Source organism: Erwinia sp. JH02 (assembly GCF_013074405.1).
In the GTDB taxonomy this organism is placed as follows: Bacteria; Pseudomonadota; Gammaproteobacteria; order Enterobacterales; family Enterobacteriaceae; genus Erwinia; species Erwinia rhapontici.
In genome coordinates this window covers 582,959-596,021 of the sequence record NZ_JABANZ010000005.1, presented here as the reverse complement: position 1 = coordinate 596,021, position 13,063 = coordinate 582,959, and the positions used below count along the sequence as shown (strand labels likewise).

General features: G+C 53.2%; 7 protein-coding genes. 3 read left to right on the top strand and 4 right to left on the bottom strand.

The features are described 5' to 3' along the window. Positions 1 to 510: 510 nt before the first annotated feature. Positions 511 to 3,420 (top strand): autotransporter outer membrane beta-barrel domain-containing protein, encoded by a 2,910-nt coding sequence (locus tag HHI26_RS15280; RefSeq protein ID WP_171149315.1) that lies wholly within the window; start codon positions 511 to 513, stop codon positions 3,418 to 3,420. Positions 3,421 to 3,473: 53 nt separating this feature from the next. On the opposite strand, the gene HHI26_RS15275 is transcribed toward HHI26_RS15280, so the two are convergent. Both HHI26_RS15275 and uvrA read right to left on the bottom strand, forming a co-directional pair. Continuing rightward, positions 3,474 to 4,526 carry an NAD(P)-dependent alcohol dehydrogenase gene (locus HHI26_RS15275; RefSeq protein WP_133846974.1) on the bottom strand — a complete coding sequence of 351 codons (1,053 nt, stop codon included), beginning with the start codon at positions 4,524 to 4,526 and terminating at the stop codon, positions 3,474 to 3,476. A 347-nt stretch (positions 4,527 to 4,873) separates the two neighbouring features. Next, a complete protein-coding gene (gene uvrA / locus HHI26_RS15270) occupies positions 4,874 to 7,702 on the bottom strand; it encodes an excinuclease ABC subunit UvrA (RefSeq protein WP_133846975.1) in 2,829 nt (942 codons plus the stop codon). Positions 7,703 to 7,953: 251 nt separating this feature from the next. Here uvrA and ssb1 point away from each other — a divergent pair, with 251 nt between their 5' ends. Continuing rightward, positions 7,954 to 8,514, top strand: a complete 561-nt coding sequence (gene ssb1 / locus HHI26_RS15265) for a single-stranded DNA-binding protein SSB1 (protein ID WP_133846976.1) — start codon at positions 7,954 to 7,956, stop codon at positions 8,512 to 8,514. A gap of 79 nt (positions 8,515 to 8,593) precedes the next feature. Here ssb1 and HHI26_RS15260 read toward each other — a convergent pair whose 3' ends face one another. Continuing rightward, entirely contained in the window at positions 8,594 to 9,349 is a 756-nt protein-coding gene (locus HHI26_RS15260; RefSeq protein ID WP_133846977.1) for a transporter substrate-binding domain-containing protein, read from the bottom strand. Between the two features lie 12 nt (positions 9,350 to 9,361). Next, positions 9,362 to 10,753, bottom strand: a complete 1,392-nt coding sequence (locus HHI26_RS15255) for an amino acid permease (RefSeq protein WP_159336745.1) — start codon at positions 10,751 to 10,753, stop codon at positions 9,362 to 9,364. A gap of 531 nt (positions 10,754 to 11,284) precedes the next feature. On the opposite strand from HHI26_RS15255, the gene HHI26_RS15250 reads away from it, so the two are divergent. After that, positions 11,285 to 13,009, top strand: a complete 1,725-nt coding sequence (locus tag HHI26_RS15250) for a ShlB/FhaC/HecB family hemolysin secretion/activation protein (RefSeq protein WP_171149314.1) — start codon at positions 11,285 to 11,287, stop codon at positions 13,007 to 13,009. The last annotated feature ends 54 nt before the right edge of the window (positions 13,010 to 13,063 follow it).

The following is a 13,063-nucleotide window of genomic DNA, read 5'->3' as shown; positions in this document are numbered from 1 at the left end:
AGATGCTCATTAGCGACACATCAACGTTATATTAAAGGACAGAGGAATAAAAATATCGTAATTTAATGCATTGCTATTTTATTTTTCTAATGCATATCTAAATTAAAACGTATCTCACCCTTGTTAAATTATGTTAACAAGGGCGGTGACGATTGTTTTTTATGGCTTGTTATCTATTTAATTTCATTCATTTATTGATTGTAAAAAATATTTTTCTGCTACGAGCACACATTGTTTTTTTTCATTTCCAGGAAAAAATAAGAAAAACACTAACATCATTTTTACGATGAATATGCTAAAACATCGCGGTTAAAACTGAAGGCAAAGGTAGCGAACCCATTAAAAACTCTCAATTTTTCACCACAATATATTAATAAATATTATTGTGGCGCGAAGGGCTGGCTGCAGTGTTAAATCGCAAAGGTCTTGATAATGATGATTTTTATGCGGGGTGTGGTGCATCGCAATACGACTTTATATTTGTAATGGTTGGCTTAAAAGGAATTGATAATGGATGTTGATTTGAATAAGAAATGGAATATTGGGAAGTTACTGAAAACTCCAATGTGTGTCGTGCCTTTAATTTTTGCTCCTTGCATGCCTGTTTGGGCGGAAGAAGGTACTATCGAGGTTGATGGCATGGTGATCGCCCTTGATGATAAAACCTATTCGAATATGACCGAACAAAATGCAACGATTCTTAGTGTTATTAATGGTTCAACGTTGACGTCAAAGACGATGACGCTTACCAGCGGCGGAGCGGGTGGTATTGGCGCTTCTGTTCAAGGTAGTAAATTCAATGCACAGTACTTAACTGTTAACGTATCTGGTGATAACAGTACGGGGATCCGACTGGAGACGGGGGCGGATGTCGTGCTAGAAAACCTACAGATTAAAGGCACTAACAATGCGAAGGGCTTGGTGCTGGAGGGGGATCCTGGGATCAAGGCAGAGATCAACGGCGGCGAAATTAATACTGCGGCAGGCACTGCTATTGAAGTCATAAAAGGGGGAGAGTTAACCCTGAATAACGTAGCAGTCAGTACTTCAAGCAGCAAGAACTATGCACTGTCGGTGGGTTCATCGGAAGCAAATGCTGGCATCAATAACGTTACTGTTGAGAAGGGGAGTTATTCAACTATAGGAGATGAAAGTTCTGGACTGCTACTCATTGGCTCAGATTCCATCGTCACCATGAATGAGGTCCTTATTTCCACGAAAGGGAATGCATCTATGGGCGTTGAAGTGAGAAAAGGAACGGCGACCCTGACGAACAGCACGATTGACACCACAGGCAAGGGCAGCACCGCTCTTTACACTGAAAGTAAGATTCGGGGAGAAAATCTGACAATCACCACCAAAGATTCTGGCGCTATGGGCATGGATGTCCGTAAGGGGGAAGGAGAGTTGTTCAGCAGCGCCATCGATACGTTTGGTGATAGTGCTTCAGCTCTTATGTCTTACGCCGGGACAAAAATAACTGCAGATGATGTGCATATCAAAACGGCGGGCATTCAGAGTTACGGTGCATGGAGCCGCGACAGTACGCTTGATATTCGTAACAGTGAGATTTCCACTACAGGCGATAAGGCAACCGGGATTTTCGTAGCCAGAGGTTCAAGTGATGTTTTACTGGACAATGTGAAAATTGATACCCAGCTTGCTCAGGCGATTGAGTTAAATGCCACCCAAACGGTTATGACTGTGAAAAACTCTGAACTGAGTGGAGGCAATGGAGAGCTGTTAACGGTAAGTCATTTTGTAAATACCTTGGATCCGAGCAAAAACGTTTACAGTAATCTCACTTTCAATGCCACAGGCAGCACCTTAAATGGCGATATTGTAGTGAGTCATATTGGCAATACCGTGGCGGTCGATCTGTCCTCCGCGTCTGTGCTCAACGGTGCCGTCACGAAAGCCACCTCGCTGTCGCTCGATGCCAGCAGCGAATGGAACATGAACAACAATTCCGATGTCGGCCAGTTGACCAATAACGGTACGATTACTTTCTCCGATCAAAGCAAGTTTGACACCTTGACGATAACGGGCGATTACGCCGGTGACGGTGGATCGCTGGTGATGAACAGCGTACTGGGTGATGACAGCTCACAAACCAATAAGCTGATTGTCGGCGGAGATGTACTGGCAGGAACAACCAGCGTCACGATCAATAACCTTGGCGGCCAGGGCGCACAGACCGTGGAAGGTATTGAAATTGTTGAGGTGGGTGGAACCTCGACAGGGACTTTCGAGAAATCGGGGCGTATGGTTGCAGGAGCCTATGATTACGACCTCGTTCAGAAAGGCGAAAACTGGTATCTGACCAGTCTGCTCACTCCAGTGGTTCCCGATCCAACAGACCCTACAAATCCAACAGATCCAACAGATCCAACAGATCCAACAGATCCAAACCCAGGTCATACTCTGCACCCCTCAGTCATTCGCCCTGAAGGTGGAAGCTACACGGCTAACTTGGCAACAGCAAACACCCTGTTCCTTCTGACCCTGCATGACAGGTTGGGTGAAACACAGTTCATTGATGCGTTAACGGGCCAGAAGGAAGTCACCAGCATGTGGTTACGCCAGGTTGGCGGACATAATTCATGGCACGACGACAGTGGACAGTTGAAAACCCAGAGCAATCGCTATGTGGCGCAGATCGGTGGTGATGTTGCCCGCTGGAGTACGGATGGGCTAGACCGCTGGCATGTTGGCGTTATGGCTGGCTATGGTGACAGCCACAGCACCACCCGAAACCAGCACAGCGGTTACCGTTCAAAAGGTTCCGTTAATGGTTACAGCGTGGGCGGTTATGCGACCTGGTATGGCAATACTGAAAACCATACCGGTGCGCACCTGGATACCTGGCTGCAGTATGGCTGGTTTGATAACGACGTTAAAGGTGAAGAACTGGCGACCGAAAGCTATAAATCCCATGGGGTTTCAGCTTCACTGGAAGGCGGCTACACCTGGAAACTCGGCCAGTTCTCGGGGAGCCAGGGATCGCTCAATGAATGGTTTATTCAACCTCAGGCTCAGGTTGTCTGGATGGGTGTAAAGGCAAATAACGTTCAGGAAGCGAATGGTACGAAGGTGAAAGGTGAGGGCGACGGCAACCTGTTGACGCGTCTGGGGGTGAAAACCTACTTGAAAGGTCACAGTGCTATTGATAACAATAAGCAGCGCGAGTTCCAGCCTTTCCTTCAGGTGAACTGGCTGCATAACACACGCAACTTTGCGACCAAAATGGATGACGTTCGTGTCAGCCAGAACGGCGCAACCAACCTGGCGGAAGTGAAAGTCGGGCTGGAAGGGAAAGTGAACCCACGTCTGAATCTGTGGGGGAACATTGGCGTGCAGATGGGCGATGCGGGTTACAACGATAATGCCGCAATGGTTGGCGTGAAATACAATTTCTAATCGTCAACATTAAGCGGGCGGCCCTGAACAGGGCCGCCCGCTTTGTCTTCTGGTTACGCGCGCAATGTATCGATATCAATCACGAAACGGTACTTCACATCGCTTTTCAGCATACGCTCATAGGCTTCGTTGATCTGATTAATATTGATCATCTCAATATCGGAGGTGATGTTGTGCTTACCGCAGAAATCCAGCATCTCCTGAGTCTCTTTAATCCCGCCAATCAGTGAACCCGCAATGCTGCGGCGTTTAAAGATCAGATTAAACACCTGCGGTGACGGATGATCATGTTCCGGCGCACCGACCAGCGTCATGGTGCCATCGCGGCGCAGCAGGGTGATAAACGGGTTCAGATCGTGCTGTGCAGCAACCGTGTTAAGAATGAAGTCAAAACTGTTGGCATGTTGCGCCATCTGGTCGGCATCTTTCGAGATCACGACTTCATCTGCGCCCAGGCGCTTACCGTCTTCAATTTTAGATGGCGAGGTGGTGAACAGTACGACGTGCGCGCCCATGGCATGCGCAATTTTTACGCCCATATGGCCGAGGCCGCCCAGGCCTACGATACCGACTTTTTTACCCGGGCCCACGCCCCAGTGGTGCAGTGGCGAGAAGGTGGTGATCCCGGCACACAGCAGTGGCGCGGCACCGGCCGGATCGAGATTTTCAGGCACGCGCAGTACGAAGTCTTCATGCACTACTACTTGGGTGGAGTAACCCCCAAAGGTGATATCGCCGTTTATGCGGTCTTCGCCGTTATAGGTGCCAACAAAGCCCTCTTCGCAGTACTGCTCCAGGTCCTCTTTACAGCTGTCACAGGTACGACAACTGTCGACCATACAGCCCACGCCAACCAGATCGCCCACCTTGTATTTATGGCCGTGTGCGCCGACTGCCGTCACGCGACCCACAATCTCATGGCCTGGCACGACCGGGAAAATGGTGTTGCGCCATTCATTGCGTGCCTGGTGTAGGTCAGAGTGGCAAACGCCGCAGAACAACACCTCGATCTGCACATCATGTTCACGCAGTTCGCGTGGCTGAAACTCAAACGGAGCCAGCTTCGATTTCGCGTCCTGGGCGGCATAAGCATGCGTAATATTCATTGGTCTCTCCAGTTATTGATGATGTGGCGCAGTGGCCGTGAGGGTGGGAGCAGGCAGTGGAATAGCGTCACCTTCTCCGCAAAATGATGAAGGTTAAGCATAGTCAGATAATGGTGAAGGGGGTATATCCAAAACTCGCTAAGTCTTGCCTGTTTCTGCAAGATTTTGTGGCGATTGTAAGAAAAATGCAGCAAACCACGGAGAAAAATACCGTTCGTGATAGCGGGTCGGGCATGCCCGACCCCTACGAAAACCGTACAACCGTACAACCGTACAACCGTACAACCGTAATCGTAATCGTAATCGTAGGGGCGAGGCACGCCTCGCCCGATGCCTCGCCCAAATAATTAACGCTGTAACAGCGGCTTCAGGAAGCGCGCGGTGTGCGAACGTTCGCACTCTGCCACTGTTTCCGGCGTACCGGACACGAGGATCTCGCCGCCACCGCTGCCGCCTTCCGGCCCGAGGTCAACAATCCAGTCAGCGGTTTTGATCACATCAAGGTTGTGCTCAATCACCACGATGGTGTTGCCCTGGTCGCGCAGCTGGTGCAGCACTTCCAGCAGTTGCTCGATATCGGCAAAGTGCAGGCCGGTGGTGGGTTCATCAAGGATGTACAGCGTCTGACCTGTGCCGCGTTTCGACAGCTCACGCGCCAGCTTCACGCGCTGCGCTTCACCACCGGAGAGCGTGGTGGCCGACTGCCCGAGACGAATATAGGACAGGCCGACATCCATCAGGGTTTGCAGCTTACGCGCCAGCGCAGGAACGGCATCGAAGAACTCACGGGCTTCTTCAATGGTCATCTCCAGCACTTCGTGAATGCTCTTACCCTTGTATTTCACTTCCAGTGTTTCACGGTTATAGCGTTTGCCTTTGCATTGGTCACAGGGCACGTAGATATCCGGCAGGAAGTGCATCTCCACCTTGATCACGCCATCACCCTGACAGGCTTCACAGCGCCCACCGCGCACGTTAAAGCTGAAGCGCCCCGGCGTATAGCCGCGTGTACGCGACTCCGGCACCCCGGCAAACAGTTCACGCACTGGGGTGAAGATCCCGGTATAGGTGGCCGGGTTTGAACGCGGCGTACGCCCGATAGGGCTTTGATCGATGTCGATCACCTTATCGAAATGCTCCATCCCAGAGATATCACGGTACGGTGCGGCTTCGGCAATAGTGGCGCCGTTCAGCTGGCGCTGAGCAATCGGGAACAGAGTATCGTTGATCAGCGTCGATTTCCCGGAGCCGGACACGCCGGTCACGCAGGTAAACAGCCCGACAGGCAGTGTCAGTGTGACGTCCTTCAGGTTGTTACCGCTGGCGCCGGTCAGCTTCAGCACCTTCGCCGGATCGCCCTTAACGCGCTGTTTCGGGATGGCGATGCCACGCTTGCCGCTGAGGTACTGCCCGGTCAGGGACGACTCCACCGCCATGATGTCATCCACCGTCCCTTCTGCGACGATCTGTCCGCCATGCACCCCGGCACCGGGGCCGATATCAATCACATGGTCGGCCGCGCGGATGGCATCTTCATCGTGCTCAACCACAATCACGGTATTGCCCAGATTGCGCAGATGCACCAGGGTTTCCAGCAGACGCTCGTTGTCACGCTGATGCAGGCCGATAGAGGGCTCATCCAGCACGTACATCACGCCCACCAGGCCCGCACCGATCTGGCTGGCAAGACGGATACGCTGCGCTTCACCGCCGGAGAGGGTTTCCGCCGAACGCGACATCGACAGATAGTTCAGGCCAACGTTCACCAGGAACTTCAGGCGGTCGCCAATCTCTTTCAGCACTTTCTCAGCGATTTGCGCGCGCTGGCCGCTGAGTTTCATATTCTGGAAAAACTCCATCGCATGGCCGATGCTCATATCTGAGATGGTCGGTAGCGTGGTGTTCTCCAGGAAGACGTGGCGTGCTTCACGACGCAGACGTGTACCGCCGCAGCTGGTACAGGAGCGGTTGCTGATATATTTCGCCAGTTCTTCGCGCACCGCGGACGATTCCGTCTCTTTATAGCGGCGTTCCATATTGTGCAGTACGCCTTCGAACGGATGGCGGCGCACCGAGGTATCGCCCCGGTCGTTGACGTACTTAAATTCGATGTTCTCTTTGCCTGAGCCGTACAGGATCACTTTGCGGTTGTAGTCGCTGAGCGAGCTGAACGGCGCTTCGATATCAAATTCCAGATGCTCAGCCAGCGAGCGCAGCATCTGGAAATAGTAGAAGTTACGGCGATCCCAGCCGCGAATGGCACCACCCGCCAGTGACAGCTCAGGGTTCTGCACCACGCGGTCAGGATCAAAATACTGCTGAACGCCCAGCCCGTCACAGGTCGGGCAAGCCCCGGCCGGGTTGTTGAAGGAGAACAGGCGCGGTTCCAGCTCATTCATACTGTAGCCACAAATCGGGCAGGCAAAGTTGGCTGAGAACAGCAGTTCTTCGGCGCTGGTGTCATCCATATCCGCGACGACCGCACTACCACCGGACAGTTCGAGCGCAGTTTCAAACGACTCTGCCAGGCGCTGGGCCAGATCGTCACGCACCTTAAAGCGGTCAACCACCACTTCAATGGTGTGTTTCTTCTGCAGTTCCAGCTTCGGCGGATCGGACAGATCGCAGACTTCACCGTCGATACGCGCACGGATGTAGCCCTGGCTTGCCAGGTTTTCCAGCGTTTTGGTGTGTTCACCCTTACGATCTTTCACGATCGGTGCCAGCAGCATCAGACGGCGGCCTTCAGGCTGCGCCAGCACATTATCCACCATCTGACTGACGGTTTGTGCTGCCAGCGTGACATCGTGGTCCGGGCAGCGAGGCTCACCCACGCGAGCAAACAGCAGGCGCAGATAGTCATGAATTTCGGTGATGGTGCCGACGGTGGAACGCGGGTTGTGCGAGGTCGATTTTTGTTCAATCGAAATCGCCGGTGACAGCCCTTCGATATGGTCGACGTCTGGTTTTTCCATCAAGGAAAGGAACTGGCGCGCATAGGCCGATAGCGACTCGACATAGCGGCGTTGCCCTTCTGCGTACAGCGTATCAAACGCCAGCGAGGACTTGCCAGAGCCTGACAGGCCCGTAACGACGATCAGTTTGTCGCGCGGGATGGTCAGGTTAATGTTTTTCAAATTGTGGGTGCGGGCACCCCGTACTTCGATCTTATCCATTCACAATTCCCGGATTAGCACAAACCTCACCATGCCTGCCCGGCACGGCCAGAAAGAAACGCGTTAGTATGGCACAAAAAAACCTGAATGGATAACCAGTGTTTTGGCGTAGAATGCCATACAGAGCGATGTAATACTGCAACGAACAGCGGTGTTTTTCGAGGCATCTCCTAAATGTAGGATCTGGGGGTATGCCATGATAGAATTTTGCGCTTAGACTTAAGTCAGAACATTTAACCGGAGACAGCAACATGGCCAGCAGAGGCGTAAACAAAGTAATTTTAGTCGGAAATCTGGGTCAGGACCCGGAAGTTCGCTACATGCCAAATGGCGGTGCCGTTGCCAACATTACTCTGGCCACCTCCGAAAGCTGGCGTGACAAGCAAACCGGTGAAACCAAAGAGAAGACTGAGTGGCACCGTGTTGTGCTGTTCGGCAAACTGGCCGAAGTGGCGGGTGAATACCTGCGTAAGGGTTCTCAGGTTTATATCGAAGGCGCACTGCAGACCCGTAAATGGACTGACCAGGCTGGCGTTGAGAAGTACACCACCGAAGTCGTGGTTAACGTTGGCGGCACCATGCAGATGCTGGGCGGTCGTGCTCAGGGCGGCGGCGCACCAGCAGGTGGCGGTCAGGGCGGCGGCAGCAACAACGGTTGGGGCCAGCCACAGCAGCCACAGGGCGGCGCACCGGGCGGCAACCAGTTCAGCGGCGGCGCGCAGCAGTCTCGCCCGCAGCAGGCACCACAGCAGAACAGTGCGCCTGCCAACAATGAACCCCCAATGGACTTTGACGACGACATTCCTTTCTAAATACGGAATGTATGTTGCTTAAAGCATAAAAAAAGAGGCCTGATGGCCTCTTTTTTTATGCACGCAATCAGCGCATTCGTCACATCCAGTGGGCGACGATGGCGGGATACTCACCGGTGGCGCGGGACAGATGCAGCCACTGGTCGACGTAAAGCTTCCAGCTGATATCGTCGGTCGGTAGCATGTAAGACTTCTCGCCATACTGCATCGGTTTATCAGGGTTCACCGCGCAAAGCGACGGGTGCGACTTCTTCTGATACAGCGCTTCAGATGCCTCGGTTATCATCACATCGGCCTTTTTGTCGACCAGTTGCTGGAAGATGCCGGCATTATCGTGAGAGAGCGTCAGCGTGCTTTTCGGTAAGAAAGCGTGGGCAAAAGCCTCGTTAGTGCCGCCTGCCGGCTCGATCAGGCGTACTGAGGGTTTGTTGATTTGCTCAATCGTTTGATACCTTTTCACATCCACGCAGCGTACCAGCGGGATTTTACCGTCAACGTCGATCTTCTCGGCAAAGAAAGCCTGCTGCTGACGCGCCAGCGTGACCGAAATTCCGCCCATCGCAATATCGCATTTGCCTGCCACCAGATCGGGCGTCAGAGTCTTCCAGGTCGATTTCACGATGTTCACCTTTACCCCCAGGCTTTTCGCCAGCGATTCAGCCATCGAGATATCAATCCCTTCATAGCTGCCATCGGGTTTCAGGAAGGTGTAAGGCTTGTAATCACCCGTAGTACAGACAGTTAACGTGCCCTGCTTTACCACTGTTTGCAGATGTGATTCTGCGCTGGCGCTCCCGGCGGCAACCAGCAATACCAAAGGTAATAATGTTTTCATTTTTTCCCTGTCTCAGAGGTTATTGGTTTCAACAATCGTGCCCACATGCGCGGTGTTTTTCTTTTTTCTTAACTGATAGCTCACGGTCAGCACCAGCAGCCAGACGGGGATCAGCCAGACGGAAATCGCGATGCCCGGCGTCATAAACATAATCACCAGAATACCGGCCAGGAACAGCAGGCACAGAATATTGGTCAGGGGATAGCCCAGGCTGGCGAAGCGGGTTTTCTGCCCGGCAACGCGCATGGCGCTGCGGAATTTCAGATGGGTGATACTGATCATCGCCCAGTTGATCACCAGCGCAGAAACCACCAGTGACATCAGCAGCTCGAAGGCTTTGCCCGGCATCAGGTAATTAAGCAGTACGCAAAGGGCGGTCACCAGCGCCGAAACGCTAAGGGCGTTGAAAGGAATACCGCGACGATTAATCTTTAATAATGACGCCGGAGCGTTACCCTGTTTCGCCAAACCAAACAGCATACGGCTGTTGCTGAACACGCAGCTGTTATAAACGGACAGCGCAGCAGACAGCACCACGGCATTCAGCAGCGTCGCGACCAGATTGCTGTCGAGTGCGTGGAAAATAAGAACGAACGGACTCCCGCCTTCGACCACTTTCTGCCACGGATAGAGTGACAGCAGCACCGCCAGCGCCCCCACATAGAACAGCAGGATGCGATAAATCACCTGATTGGTAGCCTTCGGAATACTTTTCTGAGGATCATCGGCTTCGGCGGCGGTAATGCCTATCAGCTCAAGCCCACCGAAAGAGAACATGATCACGGCCATCGCCATCACCAGCCCACTGATTCCGTTAGGGAAAAAACCGCCGTACTGCCACAGGTTAGCGACGCTGGCCTCAGGGCCGCCATGGCCGCTGGCAAGCAGCCAGGCGCCAAAGCCTATCATGCCGACAATCGCCACGACTTTGATGATGGAAAACCAGAACTCCACCTCACCGTAGATTTTCACGCTGGTCATGTTGATGAGGTTGATCGCAACAAAGAACACCCCGGCAGAAACCCAGGTCGGAATGTCCGGCCACCAGTACTGAACGTAAATCCCGACAGCGGTGAGCTCAGCCATACTGACCAGCACGTAAAGCACCCAGTAATTCCAGCCGGAGACGAAACCGGCAAAGCTGCCCCAGTAGGTGTTGGCAAAATGACTGAACGAGCCTGCAACCGGTTCGTGAACCACCATCTCGCCGAGCTGGCGCATAATAAAGAAGGCAATCATGCCGGCAATCGCATAGCCCAGCAGAACCGACGGGCCTGCCATTTTGATGGTTTGCGCAATACCGAGAAACAGCCCGGTACCGATTGCGCCACCCAAAGCAATCAGCTGAATATGGCGATTTTTCAATCCCCTGTGCAGCTGACCTTCTGACTGATTGTGATCCATGTATGCTCCCCAGCGTATTGATATTTGTTGCAGGGTAATTAGCAATTCCCGGGCCAGCGGCAGCGCTTATTAAGGAGCGATATGCTCAACACAATGAAAAATAAGACTAATTATTTTTACGCTCGACTCACAGGCTATGCATGCAACACGTCTTATGCACCTATGTTGTGCTCTTTAGGGTGTTTTTGTGCACGAATTGAGCAGGGAGTGCGTCTTTAATGACGGATGTGAACCATAAAGGTGCAGGGTGATGTGTCGCTCTGCGCATTCTTACTGAATAACTCTTCTAAGAACGCGGTTTTTCCGTTAATTCAAATGACTTATCCCAAATTCTAAAATAGATAAGTAACCCATTTGTATTATTAATTAGCTGAACCTTTAACGGTAAGTCATTTTAACTTATCCAGACAGAAGCGTTTTCGTGTGAATAATAAAAAACGGATACATTCCTGCTTGATTTTCATTTTATTGAATGGATAATGCACGAAAATTACATTGTGTTACATGCCTTTAAAATGGACTTACATTAGCATGACTTTATTTTTGCGTTTCTTTCAGCAGGGATTTGCTACATCTTTACTTATGAGTGCGGCAATTACCGCTACACCCATCGCCTTCGCGGCAGCACTCCCTGATAACGATACCCGTACGGGCGCAACGCTGGATGCCCAGGAGCAACTGCGCCAGCAGGCGCGAGAGCGTGCACTCCAGCAGCAAAATGCGCCGGACAGTGATGTCCGTCTGGCTCGCCCCGATGCGGTGACCCCTGACTATCCTGTCGACGAAAAACCCTGCTTCATGATCCACTCCCTGCGTCTGCAGGGCGATCTCGCACCCCGTTTTCAGTGGGCGCTGGACGCGGCTGAGGGGGCCAAAGGCCGTTGTCTGGGCGGGCAGGGCATTATGCTGGTGATCAACAAGGTGCAGAATGCCATCCTGGCAAAAGGCTTTGTCACCACCCGGGTGATGGCCCAGGAACAGGATTTGACCCAAGGTGTGCTGACATTGACGCTCCAGCCCGGACGCATCGGTCGCGTGCAGTTTGAAGAGCCGGTCTCATGGCGTGCACGTATGTGGAATGCTGTACCGGCATCCTCAGGAGATGTGCTGAATCTGCGCGATATTGAGCAGGGGTTGGAAAACTTCCGGCGGGTGCCCAGCGCCACGGCCGATATCAGCATCCTGCCCGGTGAGCAGGATGGCACCAGCGACCTGCGGGTGAACTGGAAAGAGGGCCGCCCGGTTCGCCTCAGCCTGGGGCTGGACGACAGCGGTTCAAAAAGCACCGGGCGCTACCTCGGTTCCGCCACGCTGGCGGTGGATGCACCTTTTGCACAAAACGATCTGTTCTATGCCAACATCGGCAAAGATCTGTTTCAGCACGGCCCCTTTGGCAACCGCTCGCATACGCTGAACTACTCGGTGCCTGTGGGCTACTGGGGGCTGGCCGCCAACTACAACAATTACACCTACCACCAGAATATCGCCAACGCCAACGAGGTGTTGAGCTACAGCGGCAAGAGCGACAACGTACAGTTGACGCTCTCGCGCCTGCTGTTCCGCAATCAGTTGCATAAAACCACCCTCAATATGCGCCTCTGGCGCAGAAACTCCTCTAACGCAGTGGAGGACGTCGAGATCGAACAGCAGCGCCGCCGTACGGCGGGTTGGGAGTTGGGGCTGAATCAGCGCAGTTATCTTGGCAACGCCACGCTGGATGCCAACCTCAACTGGCGGCGTGGCACCGGCGCTTTCAATGCGCTGCGGGCACCCGAAGAGGATACCCAGAGCGGCAGCGCCCGTACCGGCATTGCCATGGCCGATATCAGCCTGAACCAACCCTTTACCCTGGGCAGCGAACCCTGGCGTTATGTCACCAGCGTACGCGGCCAGTGGAGCGCCAACCCGCTGACGCCACAGGATCGCATAGCAATTGCGGGGCGTTACTCGGTACGCGGTTTTGACGGTGAGCAGATCCTGTCGGGTGAGAAAGGGGTGATATGGCGTAATGAGCTGGCGTGGAATGTGCTGTCACGCGGCCATGAGCTGTATGCCGCGCTGGACTACGGTCGAGTTGACGGCCCCGGTACCCGTTATCTGGCCGGGCACCAGCTGGCAGGGAGCGCCATCGGCGTGCGCGGTGCTGTATTGAGCCACCTCAGCTACGACCTGTTTGCCGGGGTACCGCTGCAAAAACCCGAACAATTCCATACTTCAGGTGCGACGGCAGGTTTCAGCCTCAACCTGGACATTTAACGCGGCCTGCCGCCCTCGCGGCGGCTGCACTATGACGTGAACGGACAGTGCTCT

Bases quoted from the DNA above. Each gene is read 5' to 3' on its own strand.
- uvrA (WP_133846975.1), bottom strand. From the start codon at position 7,702: ATGGATAAGATCGAAGTACGGGGTGCCCGCACCCACAATTTGAAAAAC.
- HHI26_RS15250 (WP_171149314.1), top strand. From the start codon at position 11,285: ATGACTTTATTTTTGCGTTTCTTTCAGCAGGGATTTGCTACATCTTTA.
- HHI26_RS15255 (WP_159336745.1), bottom strand. From the start codon at position 10,753: ATGGATCACAATCAGTCAGAAGGTCAGCTGCACAGGGGATTGAAAAAT.
- HHI26_RS15280 (WP_171149315.1), top strand. From the start codon at position 511: ATGGATGTTGATTTGAATAAGAAATGGAATATTGGGAAGTTACTGAAA.
- HHI26_RS15260 (WP_133846977.1), bottom strand. From the start codon at position 9,349: ATGAAAACATTATTACCTTTGGTATTGCTGGTTGCCGCCGGGAGCGCC.
- HHI26_RS15275 (WP_133846974.1), bottom strand. From the start codon at position 4,526: ATGAATATTACGCATGCTTATGCCGCCCAGGACGCGAAATCGAAGCTG.
- ssb1 (WP_133846976.1), top strand. From the start codon at position 7,954: ATGGCCAGCAGAGGCGTAAACAAAGTAATTTTAGTCGGAAATCTGGGT.